Origin of the sequence: Flavobacterium sp. M31R6 (genome assembly GCF_013284035.1) — a bacterium.
Taxonomy (GTDB): Bacteria; Bacteroidota; Bacteroidia; order Flavobacteriales; family Flavobacteriaceae; genus Flavobacterium.
The window spans coordinates 1,391,287-1,414,789 of sequence record NZ_CP054141.1 but is presented as its reverse complement, the minus strand read 5'-3'; the positions used below and the strand labels follow the sequence as shown (position 1 = coordinate 1,414,789).

The following is a 23,503-nucleotide window of genomic DNA, read 5'->3' as shown; positions in this document are numbered from 1 at the left end:
CAGATTTTTTTGAAATCCTTTTAATCTTTTTAATCTGAGCAAAAAAATAAAACATTATGAACGGCTACAGGGAAGAAGAAACTTATAAAATTATTGGAATTTGTATGGAAGTTCATAGAACTCTGGGACCTGGTTTACTAGAAATCATTTACAAAGATGCTTTAGAAATAGAATTCAAAGAAAATAATATTCCATTTGAAAGAGAAAAAGAATTTGTAATTGATTATAAAGGTAAAATTTTACCCCATAAATTTTATGCAGACTTCATAGTGAATGAAGATATAATTCTAGAAGTAAAAGCTGTAAAAGAATTCTCTAACGAGCATATTGCACAAATATTAAATTATTTAAAATTAGCCAATTCAGAAATTGGATTAATGGTTAATTTCCAAACCAAATCATTAGAATACAAGAGATACGCTTTATGAAAACAATAAAGAATCTGTGAAAATCTTTTTAATCTGTGGCAAAAAAATCACTTTTCTTAATTAGCACCTAAGAAAGAGTTTCAAAAATTAAAATTATTATGACCAAAAAAAATATACTTATCGCTTTGATTACTTTTATTATTGCTTTTGGAACAACATTCTATGTCATTAGAACTTATTTCCCAAAACACAAAGTTGAAAAAACAGCTATCCAAAAAGATACGCTAACAAAGCCTCAATAGTAGAAAAAGAATCGAACAGTTATTCAATCAAATTTCAATTTTAATAATCAGGAAAATTTTCAGAGATTTTTAATTTGTGACAATCTGTGAAATCTGTGTTAGAAAAAAAGCAAATGGATACAGTACAATCAATAAAACAGCGCTTTGAGATTATTGGAAATGATCCAAAGCTCAATCGTGCCATAGAAAAAGCAATTCAGGTTGCCCCTACCGACATTTCGGTTTTGGTGGCTGGAGAAAGTGGTGTAGGAAAAGAGAATATCCCAAGGATTATACATTCATTATCACACCGAAAACACGGTAAATATATTGCTGTAAACTGTGGAGCAATTCCGGAAGGAACTATTGACAGTGAACTTTTTGGTCACGAAAAAGGGGCTTTTACAGGTGCCACAAGCACCCGTGAAGGGTATTTTGAAGTTGCCAATGGTGGTACTATTTTCCTTGATGAAGTGGGAGAATTACCCTTGACTACACAAGTGCGTTTGTTACGTGTTTTGGAAAATGGGGAATTCATAAAAGTGGGATCTTCTCAAGTTCAAAAAACGAATGTCCGAATCGTGGCTGCGACCAACGTCAATTTATTCAAGGCTATTGAAAAAGGGAAATTTCGTGAAGATTTATATTATCGTTTAAGTACCGTTGACATTCAATTGCCACCACTTAGAGAACGAAAAGAAGACATCCATTTATTGTTCAGAAAATTTGTGGCTGATTTTGCCCAAAAATATAAAATGCCTCCATTGAAACTGGATGATGCCGCTATTTTGCTTTTGCAAAAGTTTCGCTGGAGCGGTAATATTAGACAATTGCGAAATGTTGCCGAACAGATTTCGGTATTAGAAACCAATAGAGACATTACAGCTGCGACTTTACAGACTTACCTTCCAAGCGAAGACAGTAATTTACCATCGGTAATTAAAGACAAAAAAAATGACAGCGATTTTAATACCGAAAGAGAGATTTTGTACAAAGTCCTTTTCGATATGAAAAGTGACTTACATGATTTGAAAAAACTGACATTGGAATTAATGCAAAATAGCAGTTCCAATGTTCAGGAAGCCAATAAATCGCTTATCAAAAAAATATACGGTTCCAAGGAAGAGGACAGTGAAATTGATTTTGAAGAAGAACCAAGAACTTCGTTTATATCCAATTCAAATAGAGAACAGAATTACGAAGAACAGGACAACAATAATTACCTTTTGGCCGAAACCATTGAAGAGGAAGAAATCTTGAGACTCGAACAAAAAGAAATCGAGATGATTAAAAAATCATTGGAAAAAAACAAAGGAAAACGAAAAGCCGCAGCAGATGAATTGGGTATTTCGGAACGCACTTTGTATCGAAAAATAAAACAATTTGATTTATAACAAAAAATAAAATTTCAAAAAAACAAATTTCAAATCGCTAATTCGATTTTTGTACATTTGAAATTTGAACCAAATTAGATTTTGGAACTTATACATTTTATGAAAAAAGCACATTATCTCTTATTAATAATTAGTTCATTCATCCTAAACAGTTGTTCTGTATATAACTTTACAGGAACTGGTAAAATTGATGCCAAAACGTATCAGGTAAATTTCTTTCCAAACAATTCTGATTTGATTGAACCGGGAATTGACCGAACTTTTACACTTACATTACAAGATTTGATTCAGGGGCAAACTAATTTGCAATTAGTAAAAAATGGAGGAGATTTGACGTATGAAGGAGAAATTACAGATTACCGCATCAGTCCAATGACTGCAACTGCCGATCAAAAGGCGGCACAAAACCGATTAAAAATTAGAGTAATGGTTAGATTTACCAATAAAAACAAGGAAGCTGACGATTTCGAAAAATCTTTTGAGTTTTATTATGACTTTCCTGCTGCCCAGCAATTGACAGGAGCAACGAAAGATGCCGCGATCAAAGAAATTTTCGAAAGAATTACTCAGGATATTTTCAATGATTCACTTGCAAAATGGTAATTTTAAAAAAGTAATCAGTTAGCAGAAAACAGAGTTGACAATATAAAATCAAATTTTTAAAATTGGGAACTAAATCCTAAAATACAGAATACAAAAAAATGAACGTCAGTAGCTATAATTATTTATTAAACCAACCCGAAGAAATCAACGAGATACAAACGGTGGCTTTAGAAAAAGTATTGGATGAATTTCCATTTTTTCAAAGTGCACGAGCGTTGCGTTTAAAAGGGCTGTACAATCAAAATAGCTACAAGTATAATTTTGCATTAAAAGTTGCCGCCGCACACACTACCGACCGTAGCGTTCTATTTGACTTTATTACTTCCGAATCTTTTATAGCTATTCAAAAAAAGACTTATGAGAAAAAAATTCAGGAACTCCTTAACATAACCGTAATTGACAGTCAAATCGTCGAAAAAGAAGAGATAACGCCAACTGCAACAACTCCATTGCAGCATTCTATCCTTACTTCCATAAAAGAGGCTAATGCTAATCCTGCTCAAAGCAATTCTCTCTTTATTGAAAAATTAGAAATCGATAAAAATGTTGAACAATCGATTCTCGACTCTATTAAAGAAGCTACGCCAATAAAAACGGAAGAAGTAACAACGGAAGCTGAGAAAAATTTAGAAATTGGGAAACCACTGGATTTTTCAAAATCAGAAACACATTCATTCCATCAATGGCTTCAAATTTCGAGGATACAACCCATTATGCGAGAAAATCCACAAGAAAATAATAGTATGGCAAAAGAACCCGAATCTATCATTGACGAGAGTAAAAAGAAAAAAGCAGAATTGATTGATAAGTTCATCGAAACCAGTCCAAAGATTCCGCCTATAAAACCCGGAGTAGTCTTCACACCAAATATAGATCTCAACAAAGAGGATAATTCTTATTTAATGACAGAGACTCTGGCTAAAGTGTATTTGGAACAAAAAAAATATCAAAAAGCCATACAAGCTTATGAAATATTAATTTTGAAATATCCAGAAAAAAGTAGTTTCTTTGCAGACCGTATAAAGGATATTAAAATAGTACAACAAAATAACAATTAATAATAAATAGTATGTTTTCAATTTTTTTAGTTTTAATTACAATAGTATGTTTTCTATTGATCGTAGTAATAATGGTTCAAAACCCTAAAGGCGGTGGACTTTCTTCTACAATAAGTGGTTCTCAAATGTTAGGTGGTGTACAAAAAACTACTGATTTCTTAGACAAAAGTACTTGGACATTGGCAACTATATTAATTGCTTTAATCTTACTTTCAGGTTTAAGTTTCACAGGAACTTTAAGTGATGCTGATTCAAAAATCATTGACAACACTGAAACTGCAGCACCAAAAACTAATGCTCCTGCGACAAATGCTCCTGCACAAAGTACACCTGCAACTCCAGCAAAATAATTTATTTACATAAATACTCAAAATGCCAGCCTGTCAAAGCTGGCATTTTTTATAAGAAAAAATGTCAGTTTACGTACTGTGGCATAATTTCTGAAATACAACAACAGTAAAAATTAACATAAACATAAAAAATCATGACTTTAAACATTAAACCACTTTCAGATCGAGTTCTTATCGAACCAGTTGCAGCTGAAACGAAAACGGCGTCAGGGATTTTTATTCCAGATACCGCAAAAGAAAAACCACAAAAAGGAACTGTAGTTGCAGTAGGAAACGGAACTAAAGACCATACCATGACTGTCAAAATTGGTGATACAGTACTTTATGGAAAATATGCTGGGACGGAATTAAAATTAGAAGGAAAAGATTACCTAATCATGCGTGAGGACGATATCCTTGCGATAATCTAAAAAAGTGTTAAGTACAAAGAATTAAGTATCAAGACAACTTGACAACTTGACAACTTGAAACAAACTAAACTTTAAACAAAATTTAAAATGGCAAAAGATATAAAATTTGATATTGAAGCACGTGACGGTTTAAAACGTGGAGTTGATGCATTAGCGAATGCGGTTAAAGTAACCCTGGGTCCAAAAGGACGTAACGTAATTATTGGAAAATCTTTTGGTGGACCAAACGTAACTAAAGATGGTGTTACAGTTGCCAAAGAAATTGAATTGAAAGATCCATTGGAAAATATGGGTGCTCAAATGGTAAAAGAAGTTGCTTCAAAAACCAATGATTTAGCTGGAGACGGAACTACAACTGCTACGGTATTGGCACAAGCTATCGTTAAAGAAGGATTGAAAAACGTTGCTGCCGGAGCAAATCCAATGGATTTGAAACGTGGTATCGACAAAGCTGTTGAAGCTATCGTTGCTGACCTTGCCAAACAAGCAAAAGTAGTAGGTAGCGATTCTGAAAAAATCAAACAAATTGCTTCTATCTCTGCCAACAATGATGAAGTGATTGGAGAATTAATTGCCAATGCTTTCGCTAAAGTAGGTAAAGAAGGTGTAATCACTGTTGAAGAAGCCAAAGGAACAGATACGTATGTAGATGTTGTTGAAGGAATGCAATTTGACAGAGGATACCTTTCTCCATACTTTGTTACCAATCCAGAAAAAATGGAAGCAGAACTAGAAAGTCCATACATCCTTTTGTATGACAAAAAAGTTTCTTCTTTAAAAGAATTATTACCAATATTAGAACCAATTGCACAAACTGGAAAACCATTATTGATTATTGCTGAAGATGTTGATGGTGAAGCTTTGTCAACTTTGGTGGTAAACAAATTGCGTGGTGCCTTGAAAATCGCTGCTGTAAAAGCACCTGGTTTTGGAGACAGAAGAAAAGCAATGCTAGAAGATATCGCTATCTTAACTGGTGGAACTGTAATCTCTGAAGAAAGAGGATATACTTTGGAAAACACAACATTAGAGATGCTAGGTTCTGCAAAAAGAGTAACTATCGACAAAGACAACACTACAATTGTAAGTGGTGCTGGAGAAGCAGATATGATCAAAAATCGCGTGAACCAAATCAAAGGTCAAATGGAAACTACGACTTCTGATTATGATAAAGAAAAATTGCAAGAGCGTTTGGCTAAATTAGCTGGAGGTGTTGCTGTACTTTATGTTGGTGCTGCTTCTGAAGTGGAAATGAAAGAGAAAAAAGACCGTGTTGACGACGCACTTCACGCGACTCGCGCTGCTGTTGAAGAAGGAATTGTTGCTGGAGGTGGAGTAGCTTTATTGAGAGCTAAAAACGTTCTAAGCACTATTGCTTCAGACAATGCTGATGAGAAAACAGGTATTCAAATTATTTCTCGTGCGATAGAATCTCCTTTAAGAACTATTGTCGAAAATGCAGGTCTTGAAGGCTCTGTTGTTGTTGCAAAAGTTAGTGAAGGCTCTGGAGATTTTGGATACAATGCCAAAACAGATGAGTACGTAGATATGCTAAAAGCTGGAATCATTGACCCTAAAAAAGTAACTCGTATCGCATTAGAAAATGCTGCTTCGGTTGCGGGAATGATCTTGACTACAGAATGCGCATTAATCGATATTAAAGAAGAAAATGCAGGTGGAGGCCACATGGGTGGAGGTATGCCAGGAATGATGTAAAATCAGCATTAGATTTCAACTATAAAATCCGTCTTGAATTTCGTTCTTGACGGATTTTTTTGTGCCTTTTCAGGAGTCCTTTTAGCAGAGTTCAATCAATTATTTTGGGAGCAGAAAGATTTGGTTTTTTTGCTGGCATTGTTCCCGCACACGAGGCTGAAAGCCGAACTGGCGAAGCAATCCGTTGCAATCTTTTTTGAGCCGAATAAAAATCGGCCCAAAAAAGGATTTTCACTGCTATCGGGGCTAAGGATTAGCATTTTATTTTTTTGCAATCATCCAAAAAAAAACCGTCTTGTTCTCTTGCGCAAGACGGTTTCTTTTATTTAATAAATCTTAATGATGAACTACTTTTTTCTTAATTATTTTTAGGAAAACAGGCAAGGTTGATACCAATATAATTCCTATGACGATTTTCTCAATATGTTCTTTTAAGTCAATTCCCATTTCCAAAAACATGCCATAAAGATAATGTCCAGAAAAAATTAAAACAAAAGACCATAAAAAAGAACTTAGGATATTAAAAAACATAAACTTTTTTCTATCCATCGAGCCAATACCGGCAACTATCGGTGCAAAAGTTCTCACAATAGGCAAAAATCTTGCATAAATAATAGCTTTCCCACCATGCTTTTCGAAAAACTCTTTAGACTGAAGCAAATACTTTTTCTTAAACAAAAGTGTATCTTCTCTATTATATAAATAATACCCGCTTTTGGCTCCAAACCAATAACCAACCATATTTCCAAAAACGCCTGAGAGCGCCACTAATGTTGAGAGTATAACAAGATTTACAAAATCACTTTCAATAAAAAGAATATTCTGAACCAAATCACGACTGTAAATTCCAGCAAGAAAAAGTAAACTATCACCTGGAAGAAAAAAACCGGCAAAAAGACCCGTTTCCGCAAAAACAATGAATAAAACAATGTACAAACCCAGTTGAATGCCACCAATTGTAAAAGTTATATAAAATTCAGGATTTACTAATTGGGTCCATTCAAAATTACTCATAAATTGTCATGTTTTATTTAAGCTGTGAAAGTAAGGATAATTTAGGTTAACCACAATTTATTACTTCATTTTAAAGTTTTATTAACGATTTAAAAACCACAAAAAGCATCAAAATAAATCTTATATTTCGATGCTTTTTTCAATTATTGAAAGTTTCAAATTAACGAGCATAAAACCGTTTATGCTACAAAACAATCTTTAATCACATACTACAACCTTTCATATTGACAACAAGTATGAAGATCATCGTAATCTTCTTTCGTTGATTTTACCGAGTCGGTGTCATGACCAACTTTGGCAATTGCCTTTTTCACATCCATCAAAGAGCATTTTTCTTCATTAATAATTAAAGCCAATTGATGTGTCTCAATACTCCATGAAGCCGATTTCACTCCTGGAACTGAATAAGCTGCCTTCTGGATTCTCTTCTGGCATTGCTCGCAGTTGCCATTTACTTCGGTAGTATATTTAGCGTTTTTATTTTTCGTTTCTTGGCCTTGAGCCGAAATTGTAAAAACAGTCATTAGTAAAACTAAAAATAGGTTCTTAATGCTGCTGTTTCTAAATTCTTTAATATTTGCTTTCATTTTTATAAGTATTAAATTTTAAAATTATTTTTTTGATATTGATTTTTGATATTTTTCTATTTTATTTTTAACCTTAAACCTGCATAATACATCTGTCCAAATACTGGTGCATACAAAATAGTTGCATCAAAATAAGGACCAAAAGGATTTTGCGCATCCACTATTGCTGGATTTTGAGTGTAATTCCCAATGTTCTCGCCACCTATATACACTTCAAAAGTTGATGAAAATATTCTGGTAATTTGAGCATTCATCAAAGAATACGCTGGCGAATGTTCAGAAAGCTGATAGGCTACAGGATTTGAAGCCGTGTAAGGTAATTGTTGCTCTCCAATCCAATTGTAAGTGAAGTCAAATTTCCATTGTTTCCCTTTATCCTGAATATGAGTTTCATAACCTAAATTCCCAAAGAAACGATGGCCTGCCTGCAATGGTCTTTGATATTTACCCGACAAATAATCGGTTTTAATATCATAGTATTTGTAAGCCGAACGCAATTCCAAATGCTTAGCCAATTCATAATTGAACTCCAATTGAAAGCTGTTGGCATATGAAACACCATCCAAATTATGAAAAATTACTTGTTGCGGGCTTTGCATAATATCCACCACTACCTGATTCTGAAAATTGGTTCTGTAAAAATCGGCTGTAACATCCCCATTTCGATTAAACAACTTGAAACCTTGCATAAAGCTCACACCATAATTCCAAGCAATTTCAGGTTCCAATCCATAAATTTTACCTCCTACATTTGTGATATCAAAAGTTCTGGAGCTGGCAAATAAGGTTTGATTTTCGGCAAAAATATTGGCGGGACGTTTTCCTCTACCGGCAGAAACTCTCAAAACTCCTTTCTCCCAAGGATTGTATTTCATATGAATTCTTGGTGTAACAAAAACACCCAAACGATTCCCATAATCTGCCCTACCTCCAAGAATCAAACTAAAATTATCTTGATTATCATAAGTATATTCAAAGAAAGCTCCCACTGTATTATCGATTCTACTATAATCTGTCGTATTAACAAACTCATTATAGCTATCATAGGTAAAATTCAAACCAGTAGCAAACTTATTTTTTTCATTATTGATAATTGAATTAAAAATCAAGTTTGAATAAAAACTGTTTTGCTGCATGTTGTAGCCATTCAATCCAAAATAAGAATTCTGGTCATAGCTGGAAAAAGCATTTTGGAAACCAAAACTTTGAAATGGCATATCCTTAAAAACATAGCCTATTTTTGTGGAGACATCTACCTTTTTGGTATCGATTTCAGAACCCCAGGCGTTGGTTGTTCCTTTGTCTCTATCAGGATCAAAACTGGTTTCTCCCATTAATTTAGTATCATTCATATACTGCAGATTAATGAAACTAATCCAACCCGTTTCCGCATTATAATATTGATAGCGATTGAGTAAATTGAATTGTTTTTGCAAAGGGTTGTCAAGAAATCCGTCCTCATTTTTATCCATTTTGGAATCTCGAATATTGCCGTGCAACAATAAACTGGTCGCCCATTTGTCTGATAATTTTTGATTAAAATTGGCATTTAGTTCAAAACGGGAATCGGTCGATCCATAAGCGTTCAATAAAACTGGAACTTCCGATATCGGTTTTATCAATTCGGTATTGATTTGACCCGATATGCTTTCAAAACCATTGACCACACTTCCCGCTCCCTTTGTAATTTGAATACTTTCTATCCAAGGACCAGGCGTAAAGGAAAGTCCATAAACCTGAGAAGCACCACGAACGGAAGGGATATTTTCCTGGGTCATCATCAAATAAGGGCTTGTTAAACCTAACATTTTGATTTGCTTGGTTCCAGTCAATGCATCTGAAAAATTAACATCTATTGAGGGATTGGTTTCAAAGCTTTCGGCAAGATTGCAACAGGCGGCTTTGAGTAATTCTTTTTTGGTTACTAATGTTGTATTACCAGTAAGTGTGTATGTTTTTTGAATGCTCTTGCGTTTGGCCTGGACTTTTATTTCTCGTAAAGTATCTTGTGAATAAGAATTAAAAGCAGCAAACAAAAGCACTAAAACTATTGTTAAGTTTGTTTTCATGATTAAAATTATAATGATTAAATATGTCAGACCTTAAATAAGGGCTCGACTGTAATTAAACATTACAATTTATCGTAAAGGAGGTATTGGCTATACAGCTTGAAAAGTGGCGGCGCATTTGCATCGCAATAATAAGAAAGGGAAGAATTATTTTTAAAATTGTCGACAGTAGTAAAAACAAACGAATGTGTTTCCGGAATTACAAAAGCATAATCCATTTGGAAAGAGAATGATTTAATGATACCACTATCTCCTTTTTTCTGAATGACTACTTTCTTGTCTTTACAACAGCTGTCTTTTTTACCGACTACTTTTTTTTCGCAACAGCTTCTTTCAGTTTGTATTGATGGTAAAGTTGAATTCAAGGAAACTGAGGAAATCTCACCTCCGCAATAATGCACATTAAAAGCCAAACCTACATTGGAAACCAATAATAAGAACGCTAGAAATATACTTATGTGTTTTTTGAATTGCATATTACAAAATTAACATTATTATTACTTCCAAAAAATCAAATTCTTGTTAAACTTTTGAAGAAATCAAAACTACAATTCAAACTCCTGCCCCATCATAGGAACAATGCATCCAAAACCATATTTTTCTTGAATTTTGATTCTTAATTCATCTGCTGGTTCATTTTCACCATGTACCAAAAACACTTTTTTCGGAGCTTCTTCCAATTCCGAAAGCCAATTGATTAAATCCTTTTGGTCTCCATGTGCCGACAAACTTTCTATCTCAACCACTTTGGCTTTTACTTGATAGTATCTTCCGTGTATTTTTATATCAGTTGCGCCTTCCAGCAATTTTCTTCCGCGAGTACCTTCTCCTTGATAACCAACTATAATTATGGTCGTTTCTGGCAAACCTATATACCGTTCCAAATAACTCAACACCCTACCTCCAGTTACCATACCGCTGGCGGCAATAACTATTTTGGGCTGTTTATTATAAATGGTATCTATCGTTTCTTGGTAATCTGAAATTAGGGTAAACATTTTGCACATGGCGGTAAACTCATCTTGGTGCAAACGATGCCATTTTCTATTATTTACAAAAAGTTCCAGCATGCTTATCCCCATGGGAGTATCAATAATATAAGGAATATTCGGAATCTTATTTTCTTCCTTCAATTGCCAAAGTAAATACATTATACTTTGGGATCGCTCAACTGCGAAACTTGGAATTATGACAGTTCCACCGTTTCGAATCGTATTATTGATATGCATTTCCAATTCTACTTTAGGATCGATATCTGGATGCAACCTATTACCGTAAGTGCTTTCAAGGAAAACATAATCGGCTTTTTTAGGTTTTGTGGGCGGAAACATCAATACGTCATTATCACGACCAATATCCCCAGAGAAAACAACAACTTTATTTTCGAGTCTAAGCTCTATGCTGCATGCTCCAAGAATATGACCAGCATTTGTGAAAATAGCTTCAATCTCGGCATCTAATGCAATACTTTCATTGGGATTGATCACTCTGAAATGCGGAAAAACCTTTTCGGCCTGTGCTATTGTGTATAGCGGTTCTGCTATTTCGTGTTTTGAAAACTTTCCTTCATTTGCAATTCTGGCATCTTCTTCTTGAATTTTGGCACTGTCCAAAAGGATCAGCTTAGCAACATCTATTGTTGGACTAGTGCAATATATTTTACCTTCAAAACCTTGATTTACTAATCTTGGCAACCATCCACAATGATCCAAATGACCATGGGTTAGCAACACAAAGTCTATAGTCGAAGGCAAAATTGGCAAAGGTTCCCAATTGAGTTCCCGCAAGGCCTTTAATCCTTGAAATTGTCCGCAGTCTATCAAAATTCGAATGCCGTTACTTTCTACCAAAGTTTTGGATCCCGTGACCGTTCCTACCCCGCCAATACATGTAATTTTCATTTTAATTCAATTTAGATTAATAGCGAAAGATTCTGAGATGCTAAGTTTTAAAGTTTAAAAATTAGCCACTTTTAAATTGCCAGATAAAATTCTAAGCGCCTTAGTCTCTTACAATCTTAACCTCCTTAAAAAAAACTATATAAACCTGCACAACTCTGATGCTTCTTTAATTACATTTTTTATTCGATTGGGACTCAATCCTATTTTTTCCAAATCCTCTCTATTATTGATAATCTCACGAACCAAAATAATATCTAAAATCAATAATTTTTCTTTCTCAGAAAGAGTCAATGTCGTTAGACAAGTTATGGGATACAGCTGATGATTATCTATTTTAGTTTTCAAATTATTGCTTTTAGGGTAATCCCAACACAGCAAGTTAAGGTCCGAACATTTTGCAAAATCAATTGCATCAGTAGTAAAACGATTATTGGTAACAATCCAACATTTGGAAATAGTATCATTTTGAGAAAATATTTCATGCTTTCTCTCTTTCAAATCATTGAATCGGGACAATATATACATCGGTACTTTTACGTCTGTAGTGGCATCTCTGCCTACATGAAATTTGCACTCGACCATAGTAATGATATCATTATTTTTAAGCAAAACATCAACTTCATGTGAAACGCATTTGCCCCACAAAATCAAATTAACTTTGGTTTGATAATGTTCTGAAGAAAAAAGTCGGGCAATAAATTTTTCGAAAAAAAAACCTGCAGGTCCCAACAATCGGATTGCATCTCTCAGATTATATCGTGCGGCATTCGAGTTGGAGATTTTTTTAAGAAATCCAAAAGCCATCTTATAAATATGTTTGGTAGAAATACCTTCGTAAACTTCTTTTTCAATAAGTTGCAAAACATCATCAACCATGGCGGGAGCTGCTCCTGATTTAAGCAGAGATTGTTTTAATTTTGAGCGATTAAAATCAACAATAGCCCCTGAATGCTTTACAATTTTCATCTTTTCTAAATTCAACAATTAAGTTTACCAAATTCAGATTAAAGATACAAAATAACAGTCGTTATTTATTAAGTTTTTGATAATAAAACGCTGGTATAAAAAGAATTAAAAACAAAGGCTGAATCAAAAAACGGCGCACATAAAACAACAGTAGATTTTCCTGATTTTCAAAAAAAAGCAGCATACAAAAGAAAGAGGCAATTAAAATTATAAACAGAGAAAGATACAAAATCGATGCAAATGAAATCATCTCTTTATCTCTAAAAAGAAAATAAAGAATTCCTAAGGAAAGTATAGTATTCAAAAAAAAACGAAAAGATAATCCAAAAAACAACTTCAAATTATCAAACTCAGGCAAAGCTGATTTCATATAGTCTCCCTCAAAATAAACCAGAAAAGGATCGTAAAATAATTGTTTTTCAAACGCCCTAACAGACACCAATAGTATCATGAGCACCATTACGACAAAAATTCTAGTTTTATTTTGAAGCAATTTATTTAGCATATTTCGAAAATTTATTCACCCAAATTACCCATAAAACAAAGACAAAACCATAAATCATCAATGGAAAAAGAACACCATGCAGTAAATGGGATTGGTTAGGGAAATAATAAAGCAAAACGGTCAAAACTGCAATTCGAAGCACATTCAGAATATAAATTATAAGACTTCCACTAAAAATAAAAAGCAAGGTGTTTTTTAAGCTTCCTGAAAATGCTACAATAAAAGAAATAAATAAAATAACAACACTGATTCCGTTACAACCTTCTACAATCTTGGCAACACCTTGATTTTGAAAAAACACAGTAAAAACAGGACTATTATCACTTTCCACAATATAACTCGATTGATTCATCCAAGAAATAACTTCTTGTGTGTTTCTTGCCACCATTCGTGTTATTGCATCTGCTTTTTCATTTTTAAAACCATTCAAAAAGAATTGATAAAGGAACGTAAGCAATACATAAGTACCAAAAAAGCTAACAAGAAAAAGCAAAAAAGGTTTGTACTGGACGAAATATTTTTTCAAAATTAAATTTTTAACAAATTTATACAATTTTTAAAATTGGCTTTAAATACTTTTGTGAAAAATAACAGAACATGACTTTTCAAGAATTAAAGCCCAAAGTAAGTGAAATTACATTAAATACAACTCTCTCAAGAGATGAAAAACTTTTAGCAGTTTGTCAACTGTTGAGCGATTCCATTTCCTACTACAACTGGGTAGGATTTTATTTTGCCAATCACGAAGCCAAAACACTTCATCTAGGTCCTTACGTAGGTGCAGAAACTGACCATACAGTTATCCCTTTTGGAAAAGGAATCTGTGGTCAAGTGGCAATTTCCAACAATAATTTTGTTGTTCCAGATGTAAGCGCCCAAGACAACTATATTGCCTGCAGCTTTACTGTAAAATCTGAAATTGTGGTTCCACTTTTTGTAAATGGAGAAAACATTGGCCAAATTGACATTGACAGTCATGTAATAGATCCTTTTACAGAAGAAGATGAACGCTTCTTGGAATTTGTTAATGAGGAGATTGCAAAGTTGTATTAAAAAATTAAAGATTAAAAAATTCAAAGGGTCCTATTATAAGACTCCAAAAGCATTTAATCATTTAATTTTTGAATATTTCAATATTTTGCATTACTTTTGCACCCGTCTTATAATAGCTGTAAGACATACATAAAAATCATTAAATAATATTCGAATGTATTTAACTAAAGAGATTAAAGAAGAAATCTTCGCTAAACACGGAGGAAAAGCAGAAAACACAGGATCTGCAGAAGGTCAAATCGCGTTATTCACTTACAGAATTAGCCACCTTACTGAGCACTTGAAAAAAAATCGTCACGATTTCAACACAGAGCGTTCATTGGTACTATTAGTAGGTAAAAGAAGAGCTTTGTTGGATTACTTGAAGAAAACAGAGATCAACAGATATCGTGAGATTATCAAAGTATTGGGTATTAGAAAATAATCAATATATAAAAGAGGTGCGAGAGTGCCTCTTTTTTATTTTAGAGTTTAGAAGTTAAATTTTAAATTCTTAAATTCGATATTAATTTGAAAAGATTAATATTTAGATTAAAAAAAGTTTGGTTTTTCATTGGGTTTTAGGCATTAACTACGCAACAACTACAACTAACAACACAACTAGAACCCATTGTTTAATCACAAAAAATAAAGTATGATTCCAAAAGTTTCAAAAGAAATTATCGATTTAGGAGATGGCAGAAGCATCTCAATCGAGACCGGAAAATTAGCTAAACAAGCTGACGGTTCTGTAGTAGTTCAAATGGGAAATGCCATGTTGCTTGCAACTGTAGTATCTGCCCGCAAAGCCAGCCCTGGTATTGACTTTTTACCCCTAACGGTAGATTACCGTGAAAAATTTGCAGCAGCAGGTCGTTTCCCAGGTGGTTTTTTCAAAAGAGAAGCAAGACCAAGCGACAGCGAAGTATTAACAATGAGATTAGTAGACCGTGTATTGCGTCCACTTTTCCCAGATGATTACCATGCTGAAACACAAGTAATGGTTCAATTAATGTCTCATGACGAAAACGTTATGCCAGATGCACTAGCAGGCTTAGCTTCATCTGCAGCACTTGCATTGTCTGACATCCCTTTTTCCACTTTAATTTCTGAAGTACGTGTTGCACGTGTAGACGGAAAATTCATTATCAACCCAAGTCGTGCTCAATTAGAATTATCTGACATCGACATGATGATTGGAGCTTCAAAAGATTCTATCGCAATGGTAGAAGGTGAGATGAAAGAGATTTCAGAAAAAGAAATGGTAGAAGCGATTAAGTTTGCTCATGATGCTATCAAAATCCAAATTGCAGCTCAAGAAAGACTTGTTGAAGCTTTTGGTAAAAAAGAAACGCGTACTTACGAAAACGAAAAAGAAGACGAAGCTATTTACGCTAAAGTAAAAGCTGCGGCTTATGATAAAATTTACGCTATTGCAAAAGTAGGTTCATCTAAACAAGAAAGAACAGCTTCATTTGCCGAAGTAAAAGAAGAAGTAAAAGCTTTATTTACTGAAGAAGAATTGGCAGCAGACGGAGATTTAGTTTCTAAATACTTTTATAAAACTAATAAAGAAGCAGTTCGTAACGTAACCCTAGATTTAGGAACTCGTTTAGACGGAAGAAAAACAAACGAAATCAGACCAATTTGGGCTGAAGTTGATTATTTACCATCTGTTCACGGATCTTCAATCTTTACAAGAGGAGAAACTCAAGCATTGGCAACTGCAACTTTAGGAACTTCTAGAGAAGCAAACCAAATTGACTCTCCATCAGAACAAGGCGAAGAGAAATTCTACCTACACTACAACTTCCCTCCTTTCTCAACTGGTGAAGCAAAACCTTTAAGAGGAACTTCAAGAAGAGAAGTAGGTCACGGAAACTTAGCACAACGTGCTTTGAAAAATATGATTCCTGCTGATTGTCCTTACACTATCCGTATTGTATCTGAAGTATTAGAATCGAATGGTTCGTCTTCTATGGCTACTGTATGTGCTGGAACATTGGCATTAATGGATGCAGGTATCCAAATGATTAAACCTGTTTCTGGAATTGCAATGGGATTGATTACTGACGGAGCTCGTTTTGCTGTATTATCTGATATTTTAGGTGATGAAGATCACTTAGGAGATATGGACTTTAAAGTAACTGGAACTGCTGACGGTATCACTGCTTGCCAAATGGACATCAAAATCGAAGGATTGGAATACCACATCATGGAGGAGGCTTTGGCTCAAGCTCGTGAAGGTCGTTTACACATCCTTGGAAAAATAACCGAAACTTTGGCTGCTCCAAAACCGGATGTTAAAGCATATGCTCCAAAAATTATCACAAGAACAATTCCAGGTAATTTTATTGGTGCTTTAATTGGACCTGGTGGAAAAGTAATTCAAGAATTACAAAAAGCTACTGGAACTACTATCGTAATCAACGAGGTAAACGAAGAAGGTGTTATCGAAATCTTAGGTACAGATCCTGCTGGAATAGAAGCGGTATTGGCAAAAATCCAATCGATCACTTTCAAACCACAAATGGGAGAAGCATATGAAGTTAAAGTAATCAAAATGCTTGACTTTGGTGCGGTTGTAGAATATACTGCTGCTCCTGGAAATGAAGTATTGCTTCACGTTTCGGAACTTGCTTGGGAACGCACAGAAAATGTTGCTGACGTAGTTAATATGGGAGATGTTTTTATGGTAAAATACCTTGGTGTTGATCCAAAAACCAGAAAAGAAAAAGTGTCTAGAAAAGCACTTATCGCAAGACCTCCACGTGAGGAGAAAAAAGAGTAATCAGATCTTAGTTTACTAAAGGTTTATTTTATAGAAAAAACCCCGTTTCATCATGATGAAACGGGGTTTTTCGGCATAAATAAAATGAAAACTATTTGATTTTCTAATATCAAAAATAATTCCTACCTATATTAGCCGTGAAAAACACACTTATAATCCAAACCAAAATCAAAATATTAATAGAATCCGCATATAATTCAAACCTATTTTTTAAAAAAAAATATTTTTTGCCTTTTATTTCAGAATAAGTTAAAAAAATAAAAATATAACAATTAGACTTGTTTTTGTAAGATTAAATATTACTTTTATAAAAAAATGTATGATTTTTCTAAAAATAAGTTTAAAATCATCTATTAGCAAAAAACCAACTACAAAAAAACCATTTAGAAAAAAATGCAATTTAGAAAATCAAAGATTAAACTTATAGTATTATTGACTATAGTTACCGCTGCTACGTTCAAAGCACAATCCCAAACCAATTCTGAAATTTTATTATATACTAAATTTGATTCCATTGTTGGAAAAGAAAACCTAGGGTTAAATAATGGCCCCCTCGCCTTAAACCCTTACAAAACGATTGGAGACAACAATATGTTCTTCAAAAACAACAAATACACTATTGGGAATCTAGTTTATGATGGTCAGCCCTATTTTAATGTAAAATTAAAATACGACATTTTTAAAGACCAATTGATTTTAAATCCACCTGAACAACCTGAACATATCGGAATTAGTCTAATTCAAGACAAAACAGATTCTTTTTCGATATACGGGAAAAATTTTGTTAAAATAACAAAGAGTCAAACCTCATTGCCTGAATTCATATCCGGTTATTATGAGTTAATAAAAATTAGCAAAAATTTCAATTTATACATTAAGCATTACAAAGACATTCTTAAAGAAATCAACGAAGAAGGAGTCTATTACTCCTTTCATCAGAAATATCAATATTTCATTGAATACAACAATAAATTCTACGAAATAAACAACAAGGCTAGTATTGTAAAAATATTTCCAGAGAACAAGAAAAACATCAATGCTTTCTATCAAAAAAACAGAAGCTTAAGCACAACTGACTATAATCAATTTATAAATAGTTTAATGATTTCTATTTATGATTCTTCAATAAACAATTCAAAATAATAAAAATGAGGAAAATATTACTCGTCCTTTTCACAGCCTTAATTCATTTTTCTTTACTAGCACAAAAAACCGGAGATACTTATTCTTTTGAGTTTAAAAACATAGACAGATTAAAAGCTATAGAAACTATTGAAGCTTCTACTCCTTATCATTTTTACTTTGAAAAGGAATGGATGAATTCTGATAAAAGTTTAATCTCCGGAAGTTACAAGAACGTTACAATCACAACTCTTTTAGAGAGCCTCTTTAACAACACCTCTTTAAACTTTTATGTCACAAAAAACAAGATTATTTTGACTCAAAATAATGTTATTCATGAAAAATTGGCTGCCAATTATTTTGGAGCGATTAAGTCTGAAAACATTAATAAAGATTCTAATGATTTAACTGGAAAACCTATTTTTTATCAGCAGTATGATTCTATAAATAAATCGTACACCAAGAACAATAATGGAGTCGTTTTCATTGGAAAAGAAACGACAATTACAGATGCCAAATTTTGTACCATAACCGGAACAATAATTAACACAACAACAGGAAAACCGGAATCCAATATTGTTATTAAAGTTAGAAACAAAAACATAAGTACAATTAGTGATAACGAGGGAAATTATTCCATAAAACTTCCAACGGGTACAAACATCATAGAAACAAGATCACTAAGCCACAAAAAAACAGTAAAGACTTTGGTGGTATATAATAATGGTGAACTAAACATCAATATAGCCGAAAATTCAAATCAGTTAGACGAAGTATTCATAAAAGGTAAAGGATCAAAAGCTCTAGAATCGGTTGTTTCGGGTGTGATCTCTATAGATATCGAAGCTATGAAAAATATGCCATTGATTCTTGGAGAAAGAGACATCTTAAAAGTAGCAACCACATTACCTGGTGTTAAAACCACTGGGGAAGGATCTGCTGGATTTAATGTACGTGGTGGAAAAGATGATCAAAATTTATTCCTTCTTGATAACGCTGTATTATACAATCCACAACACTTTTTAGGTTTTTTCTCTTCTATAAATCCATACACAGCAAAAAAAGCTACTATTTACAAAGGAAGCATTCCAGCCGATTTAGGAGGAAGATTATCCTCTGTGTTTGATATAACTACCAAAAACGGAAATCCTGAAACCATTACTGGTGAAGGAGCAATTGGCCCAATAACATCCAATTTAAGTGTAAGTGTGCCTTTAGAAAAAAACAAATCCAGCATCCTTTTTGGAGGACGTGCAACCTACTCAGATTGGGTCTTAAAATCTTTAAAAAACGACGATTTGGCCAATAGTCAAGCAAGTTTTTATGATGGTATTTTAAAATATAATAATGCTTTGAATAAAAACAACTCTTTAGAATCTACTCTTTATTATAGCCATGATAAATTCAGCCTTAGTTCTGACTCTATCTATTCCTACAGCAACAGACTTGCTTCTGTAAAATGGGATCATTCTTTTGATGAAAAAAACAAAGGAGCTGTAATTCTAACCAATAGTGAATACAAATACGATATTGACTATAATACAACTTTGAAAAATGCTTTTGTTTCTGGTTACAAACTGAATGAAACACAACTTATGCTAAAATTCAACTATTTGTATAGTAACAAACATAAATTCCAATATGGACTATCGAGCAAACTCTATAAAGTAGATCCTGGTTTTTTAAATCCTACAAAGCCCGACGCAACATTAAAACCTATAACAATTGATTCAGAAAAAGGATTGGAATCGGCTTTTTATGTCTCGGATAATTTTAAAATTAGTGACAAACTATCTTTGGATTTAGGTCTTAGATATTCTCTTTACGCTTCATTAGGAGAGTCAGATCAAAGAATCTATCAACCAAATGTCCCTCTTAATGATGCCACTGTCATAGAAACCAAACATTATGGAAACAACGAAGTGGTAACTACTTATGGTACTTTTGAACCACGTTTGGCAGCTCGATATTTATTAGCTGAAGATTTATCAATTAAAGCAGGATATGACAAAACGAGTCAATACATCCATTTGCTTTCTAGTAATGTAACTCAGTCTCCAACTGACACATGGGTACTTTCTAACTTAAATATAAAACCACAAACTGCGCAACAAGCATCTATTGGTATATTCAAGAATTTCAGCAACAATTTATACGAAGTTAGTTTAGAAACCTATTATAAAAAATCTAAAAACATTCTTGATTATAAAGTCGGTGCTCAACTACAATTAAACGAAAATGTTGAAACCGAACTTTTACAAGGTGAAGGAAAAGCATATGGAATTGAATTTTTGGTAAAAAAACAATTTGGACGATTAAATGGTTGGATAGGATATACCTATTCTCGAACTTTTATAAAGCTGGACAGTCAATTTAATGAAGAGAAAGTAAACAATGGTGATTATTTCCCAACTAATTATGACAAGCCTCATGATTTAAGTATGATTTTAAATTATAAATTCACCAAAAGATATAGTTTCTCATCTAACTTTGTTTATCAAACTGGAAGACCAATCACATACCCTATTGGTACTTATCAATACAACAACTCCAATTACACGTTATATAGTGACAGAAATGCTTTTCGTATTCCAGATTACTATCGTCTAGACGTTGGGATAAACATTGAAGGAAATCATAAAATAAAAAAATTGGCACATAGTTTTTGGAACATTTCTGTTTATAATGTTTTGGGTAGGGCAAATCCTTACTCCATTTATTTTGTAACCGATGGCAATGGACAAGTTAAAGCTTTCAAAACTTCGATTTTTTCTATACCGGTACCAAGTATTACCTATAATTTCAAATTTTAATTGAAATGATAAAATTTAAAACCATATATATTCTTTTCTCTTTATTACTATTATGTCTTATCTTTAATAGTTGTACCGAACCATATATACTAGAAACCAATACTTATGAAGAAGCACTGATCGTAGAGGCCACAATAACAAATGAACTCAAAAAACAAGAAATAACGTTAACAAAATCGTCACGATTCGAAGACAAAGAAACAAAAGCAGAATCGGGCGCTAACGTATTTATTACTGACAATGCCGGAAATCAATATGACTTTGAAGAAGAAGATGGAAAATACATTTCAACGTTAGAGTTTCAAGCTGTTCCTGGAAGAGAATATCGTTTAAACATAAATACGCTTGACGGCAGAACTTTTGAATCATCGATTGAAAAGCTCACGAACATTAATCCGATGCAGAGCGTGACGGCTACAGTTGAACCAAAAGACAGTTTAAGGGGTGTTGCCATTAGGGTAAATAGTTTTGACCCAAATAACCAGTCAAAATATTACAGGTACGAATATGAAGAAACGTATAAAATTGTTGCTCCAAAATGGGTGGATACTAAAGCTGTTTTAAACAATAACGGATCAATATCGTTCGTTCCAAATCGAACCGATATTAGGATATGTTATAGCAGTAAAAAGAGCACAGAAATGCTTTTGGAAAACACCAATATTCTAAATGAAGACCGTGTTAATTTTCTAGTTCGATTTATTAGCGACCAAAACTATATCATCACAACCCGATACAGTATTTTAGTAAAGCAATATGTCGAAAGCTTAGCCGCCTTTAATTATTACAAAACTTTAAAAAAAATATCAGATTCAGGAAGTCTTTTATCCCCTAATCAACCTGGGATTTTGTTAGGTAATATAAAAGCCGTGAGTAATCCGAATAGTAAGGTAATAGGATATTTTGATGTAGCTTCAGTATCAACCGAAAGAATCTATTTTAATTATAATGATTTATTCCCAAACGAGCCTGCACCACCATACTATACAGACTGTGTAGAATTTTGCTATGCCAACTGTGAAATTTATGCTGGCCAGTGTCCCTGTACTCATGACACCAAACCTGGTGTTCAAGAAGATTTAGCAATAGATTCAGTAAGATATTTTCTACAAAGTGAGCGTACTTTCTGGGTAAATACACCATGTTCAGATTGCACCACTTTTTCATCAAATATAAAACCTCCATTTTGGATAGATTAAAAAACATATTGCTTTCATTTTTCATGAGTCAACAAAAAAAGCGACTTCAGTCTCAAAAACTACTTACCAAAAAAGAATAAAAAACAACTATGCCTTTCAATAAAATATTTTTTTTTCTACTAACCTGCTTTATTATAAATGGCTGTACCGAGCCATATATACTAGAAACAAATACCTATGAAGAAGCATTAGTTGTAGAGGCAACAATAACAAACGAGCTCAAAAAACAAGAAATAACACTAACAAAAACCTCACGATTCGAAGACAAAGAAACAAAAGTAGAATCGGGAGCTAATGTATTTATTGCTGACAATGCAGGAAATCAATATGACTTTGAGGAAGAAGATGGAAAATATGTTTCTACTGTTGATTTTCAAGCCGTTCCTGGAAGAGAGTATAAATTAAGTATTAATACTAAAGATGGTCGCTCCTTTCAATCATCTATCGAAAAACTAGCTCCAATTAACCCCATACAAGATTTAAAAGCATTTGTTGAAACAAAAGATGATACTCTCAGAGGTGTTGCGATACATGTTTATAATTATGACCCTACAAATAACGCGAAATATTACCGATATAAATTTGAGGAAAGCTATAAAATAGTGAGTCCAAATTGGACTTCCCTAACAGCGAATGTAATACCGGGACCCACTCCTGAATCAGATCCATCGATTCAGCTTTCTCCCAACCCTATAAACACGAGAGTCTGTTATGGTGCAAAAAACAGCACTGATATTATATTGACCAGTACTACTGAACTAAATGAAAATCAAGTTGATTTCCCAGTTCGCTTCATTAGTGACCAAAACTATATTATTTCACATCGCTACAGCATATTAGTATATCAGTATGTTGAAAATTTAGCAGCATATACTTATTATAAAACTTTAAAAAAAATATCCGATTCAGGTACTTTACTCTCACCATTGCAACCAGGTTTTTTATATGGTAATATTACATGCACAACTAATCCAGGCGATAAGGTAATTGGCTATTTTGATGTAGCATCTATAACATCAAAAAGAATATTTTTCAACTATGTTGATCTATTTCCTAACGAATCGTTGCCACCATATTACACCAAATGTGAACAAATTAACTTCCTATTTTGCTTTATTGGTCTAGAATGCAATGGAGAAGATTTAGTATATGGCTTAACTCAAAAAACTTTGACTTATTTCCGTAATGAAGGAATTGTCTATCATACATATCCAGCACCTTGTGGTGACTGTACCACATTTGCATCTAACGTTAAACCGCCATTTTGGATAGATTAAAAAAAATATCGCACCCATTTTATGAGTCAAAAATCGATAAAATGGTT

General features: G+C 33.3%; 24 protein-coding genes. 16 read left to right on the top strand and 8 right to left on the bottom strand.

All coding sequences use genetic code 11. The features are described 5' to 3' along the window. Positions 1-56: 56 nt before the first annotated feature. From HQN62_RS05765 to HQN62_RS05725, 9 genes are all read left to right on the top strand, one after another. Positions 57-428 (top strand): GxxExxY protein, encoded by a 372-nt coding sequence (locus HQN62_RS05765; protein ID WP_173503636.1) that lies wholly within the window; start codon positions 57-59, stop codon positions 426-428. A 98-nt stretch (positions 429-526) separates the two neighbouring features. Further along, on the top strand, positions 527-670 hold the full coding sequence (locus tag HQN62_RS05760; RefSeq protein ID WP_165818093.1) for a hypothetical protein: 144 nt from the start codon (positions 527-529) through the stop codon (positions 668-670). A gap of 113 nt (positions 671-783) precedes the next feature. Next, on the top strand, positions 784-2,043 hold the full coding sequence (locus HQN62_RS05755) for a sigma-54 interaction domain-containing protein (RefSeq protein WP_116798367.1): 1,260 nt from the start codon (positions 784-786) through the stop codon (positions 2,041-2,043). A gap of 99 nt (positions 2,044-2,142) precedes the next feature. Further along, complete coding sequence (lptE, locus tag HQN62_RS05750; RefSeq protein WP_173503635.1) at positions 2,143-2,646, top strand: LPS assembly lipoprotein LptE; 504 nt, start codon at positions 2,143-2,145, stop codon at positions 2,644-2,646. Positions 2,647-2,744: 98 nt separating this feature from the next. Then, positions 2,745-3,704: a tetratricopeptide repeat protein gene (locus tag HQN62_RS05745; RefSeq protein ID WP_173503634.1), complete on the top strand. Its 960-nt coding sequence runs from the start codon at positions 2,745-2,747 to the stop codon at positions 3,702-3,704. A gap of 11 nt (positions 3,705-3,715) precedes the next feature. Then, entirely contained in the window at positions 3,716-4,054 is a 339-nt protein-coding gene (secG, locus tag HQN62_RS05740; protein WP_111409973.1) for a preprotein translocase subunit SecG, read from the top strand. Between the two features lie 134 nt (positions 4,055-4,188). Next, a complete protein-coding gene (locus HQN62_RS05735) occupies positions 4,189-4,464 on the top strand; it encodes a co-chaperone GroES (RefSeq protein ID WP_100431955.1) in 276 nt (91 codons plus the stop codon). An 87-nt stretch (positions 4,465-4,551) separates the two neighbouring features. Then, complete coding sequence (gene groL / locus HQN62_RS05730) at positions 4,552-6,180, top strand: chaperonin GroEL (protein ID WP_116796035.1); 1,629 nt, start codon at positions 4,552-4,554, stop codon at positions 6,178-6,180. Between the two features lie 33 nt (positions 6,181-6,213). After that, positions 6,214-6,510 carry a hypothetical protein gene (locus tag HQN62_RS05725; RefSeq protein WP_173503633.1) on the top strand — a complete coding sequence of 99 codons (297 nt, stop codon included), beginning with the start codon at positions 6,214-6,216 and terminating at the stop codon, positions 6,508-6,510. A 6-nt stretch (positions 6,511-6,516) separates the two neighbouring features. Here HQN62_RS05725 and HQN62_RS05720 read toward each other — a convergent pair whose 3' ends face one another. The 8 genes from HQN62_RS05720 to xrtF form a co-directional block, all read right to left on the bottom strand. Beyond that, positions 6,517-7,194: a DedA family protein gene (locus HQN62_RS05720; RefSeq protein WP_116796037.1), complete on the bottom strand. Its 678-nt coding sequence runs from the start codon at positions 7,192-7,194 to the stop codon at positions 6,517-6,519. Between the two features lie 209 nt (positions 7,195-7,403). Next, entirely contained in the window at positions 7,404-7,781 is a 378-nt protein-coding gene (locus HQN62_RS05715; protein ID WP_254454489.1) for a heavy-metal-associated domain-containing protein, read from the bottom strand. Positions 7,782-7,837: 56 nt separating this feature from the next. Continuing rightward, complete coding sequence (locus HQN62_RS05710) at positions 7,838-9,850, bottom strand: TonB-dependent receptor plug domain-containing protein (RefSeq protein ID WP_173503632.1); 2,013 nt, start codon at positions 9,848-9,850, stop codon at positions 7,838-7,840. 62 nt (positions 9,851-9,912) lie between these two features. Beyond that, positions 9,913-10,326 carry an HYC_CC_PP family protein gene (locus HQN62_RS05705; protein WP_173503631.1) on the bottom strand — a complete coding sequence of 138 codons (414 nt, stop codon included), beginning with the start codon at positions 10,324-10,326 and terminating at the stop codon, positions 9,913-9,915. Positions 10,327-10,395: 69 nt separating this feature from the next. Further along, on the bottom strand, positions 10,396-11,751 hold the full coding sequence (locus HQN62_RS05700; RefSeq protein WP_173503630.1) for an MBL fold metallo-hydrolase RNA specificity domain-containing protein: 1,356 nt from the start codon (positions 11,749-11,751) through the stop codon (positions 10,396-10,398). A 135-nt stretch (positions 11,752-11,886) separates the two neighbouring features. Further along, positions 11,887-12,717 (bottom strand): ATP cone domain-containing protein, encoded by an 831-nt coding sequence (locus HQN62_RS05695; RefSeq protein WP_173503629.1) that lies wholly within the window; start codon positions 12,715-12,717, stop codon positions 11,887-11,889. A 61-nt stretch (positions 12,718-12,778) separates the two neighbouring features. Further along, positions 12,779-13,222, bottom strand: coding sequence for an exosortase F system-associated membrane protein (locus HQN62_RS05690; RefSeq protein WP_116796042.1), 444 nt, complete (start codon positions 13,220-13,222; stop codon positions 12,779-12,781). Beyond that, positions 13,212-13,748 (bottom strand): exosortase family protein XrtF, encoded by a 537-nt coding sequence (gene xrtF, locus HQN62_RS05685; RefSeq protein WP_173503628.1) that lies wholly within the window; start codon positions 13,746-13,748, stop codon positions 13,212-13,214. Before xrtF ends, HQN62_RS05690 begins: the two co-directional genes overlap by 11 nt. A gap of 71 nt (positions 13,749-13,819) precedes the next feature. On the opposite strand from xrtF, the gene HQN62_RS05680 reads away from it, so the two are divergent. The 7 genes from HQN62_RS05680 to HQN62_RS05650 all read left to right on the top strand — a co-directional run bounded on the left by HQN62_RS05680 (position 13,820) and on the right by HQN62_RS05650 (position 23,456). Next, positions 13,820-14,275, top strand: coding sequence for a GAF domain-containing protein (locus HQN62_RS05680; protein WP_116796043.1), 456 nt, complete (start codon positions 13,820-13,822; stop codon positions 14,273-14,275). A gap of 154 nt (positions 14,276-14,429) precedes the next feature. Beyond that, a complete protein-coding gene (gene rpsO / locus HQN62_RS05675; protein ID WP_077374687.1) occupies positions 14,430-14,699 on the top strand; it encodes a 30S ribosomal protein S15 in 270 nt (89 codons plus the stop codon). A 210-nt stretch (positions 14,700-14,909) separates the two neighbouring features. Then, positions 14,910-17,045 carry a polyribonucleotide nucleotidyltransferase gene (locus tag HQN62_RS05670; protein WP_116796044.1) on the top strand — a complete coding sequence of 712 codons (2,136 nt, stop codon included), beginning with the start codon at positions 14,910-14,912 and terminating at the stop codon, positions 17,043-17,045. Between the two features lie 393 nt (positions 17,046-17,438). Beyond that, positions 17,439-18,188, top strand: a complete 750-nt coding sequence (locus tag HQN62_RS05665) for a hypothetical protein (protein ID WP_116796045.1) — start codon at positions 17,439-17,441, stop codon at positions 18,186-18,188. Positions 18,189-18,193: 5 nt separating this feature from the next. Further along, positions 18,194-20,980 carry a TonB-dependent receptor gene (locus HQN62_RS05660; protein ID WP_173503627.1) on the top strand — a complete coding sequence of 929 codons (2,787 nt, stop codon included), beginning with the start codon at positions 18,194-18,196 and terminating at the stop codon, positions 20,978-20,980. Between the two features lie 5 nt (positions 20,981-20,985). Further along, positions 20,986-22,179, top strand: coding sequence for a DUF4249 domain-containing protein (locus HQN62_RS05655; protein WP_173503626.1), 1,194 nt, complete (start codon positions 20,986-20,988; stop codon positions 22,177-22,179). An 89-nt stretch (positions 22,180-22,268) separates the two neighbouring features. After that, a complete protein-coding gene (locus tag HQN62_RS05650) occupies positions 22,269-23,456 on the top strand; it encodes a DUF4249 domain-containing protein (RefSeq protein WP_173503625.1) in 1,188 nt (395 codons plus the stop codon). The last annotated feature ends 47 nt before the right edge of the window (positions 23,457-23,503 follow it).

Excerpts from the sequence above, each read along its gene's own strand:
- HQN62_RS05765 (WP_173503636.1), top strand. The coding sequence starts at position 57 with ATGAACGGCTACAGGGAAGAAGAAACTTATAAAATTATTGGAATTTGT.
- HQN62_RS05760 (WP_165818093.1), top strand. The coding sequence starts at position 527 with ATGACCAAAAAAAATATACTTATCGCTTTGATTACTTTTATTATTGCT.
- HQN62_RS05755 (WP_116798367.1), top strand. The coding sequence starts at position 784 with ATGGATACAGTACAATCAATAAAACAGCGCTTTGAGATTATTGGAAAT.
- lptE (WP_173503635.1), top strand. The coding sequence starts at position 2,143 with ATGAAAAAAGCACATTATCTCTTATTAATAATTAGTTCATTCATCCTA.
- HQN62_RS05745 (WP_173503634.1), top strand. The coding sequence starts at position 2,745 with ATGAACGTCAGTAGCTATAATTATTTATTAAACCAACCCGAAGAAATC.
- secG (WP_111409973.1), top strand. The coding sequence starts at position 3,716 with ATGTTTTCAATTTTTTTAGTTTTAATTACAATAGTATGTTTTCTATTG.
- HQN62_RS05735 (WP_100431955.1), top strand. The coding sequence starts at position 4,189 with ATGACTTTAAACATTAAACCACTTTCAGATCGAGTTCTTATCGAACCA.
- groL (WP_116796035.1), top strand. The coding sequence starts at position 4,552 with ATGGCAAAAGATATAAAATTTGATATTGAAGCACGTGACGGTTTAAAA.
- HQN62_RS05720 (WP_116796037.1), bottom strand. The coding sequence starts at position 7,194 with ATGAGTAATTTTGAATGGACCCAATTAGTAAATCCTGAATTTTATATA.
- HQN62_RS05715 (WP_254454489.1), bottom strand. The coding sequence starts at position 7,781 with ATGAAAGCAAATATTAAAGAATTTAGAAACAGCAGCATTAAGAACCTA.
- HQN62_RS05710 (WP_173503632.1), bottom strand. The coding sequence starts at position 9,850 with ATGAAAACAAACTTAACAATAGTTTTAGTGCTTTTGTTTGCTGCTTTT.
- HQN62_RS05705 (WP_173503631.1), bottom strand. The coding sequence starts at position 10,326 with ATGCAATTCAAAAAACACATAAGTATATTTCTAGCGTTCTTATTATTG.
- HQN62_RS05700 (WP_173503630.1), bottom strand. The coding sequence starts at position 11,751 with ATGAAAATTACATGTATTGGCGGGGTAGGAACGGTCACGGGATCCAAA.
- HQN62_RS05695 (WP_173503629.1), bottom strand. The coding sequence starts at position 12,717 with ATGAAAATTGTAAAGCATTCAGGGGCTATTGTTGATTTTAATCGCTCA.
- HQN62_RS05690 (WP_116796042.1), bottom strand. The coding sequence starts at position 13,222 with ATGCTAAATAAATTGCTTCAAAATAAAACTAGAATTTTTGTCGTAATG.
- HQN62_RS05680 (WP_116796043.1), top strand. The coding sequence starts at position 13,820 with ATGACTTTTCAAGAATTAAAGCCCAAAGTAAGTGAAATTACATTAAAT.
- rpsO (WP_077374687.1), top strand. The coding sequence starts at position 14,430 with ATGTATTTAACTAAAGAGATTAAAGAAGAAATCTTCGCTAAACACGGA.
- HQN62_RS05670 (WP_116796044.1), top strand. The coding sequence starts at position 14,910 with ATGATTCCAAAAGTTTCAAAAGAAATTATCGATTTAGGAGATGGCAGA.
- HQN62_RS05665 (WP_116796045.1), top strand. The coding sequence starts at position 17,439 with ATGCAATTTAGAAAATCAAAGATTAAACTTATAGTATTATTGACTATA.
- HQN62_RS05660 (WP_173503627.1), top strand. The coding sequence starts at position 18,194 with ATGAGGAAAATATTACTCGTCCTTTTCACAGCCTTAATTCATTTTTCT.
- HQN62_RS05655 (WP_173503626.1), top strand. The coding sequence starts at position 20,986 with ATGATAAAATTTAAAACCATATATATTCTTTTCTCTTTATTACTATTA.
- HQN62_RS05650 (WP_173503625.1), top strand. The coding sequence starts at position 22,269 with ATGCCTTTCAATAAAATATTTTTTTTTCTACTAACCTGCTTTATTATA.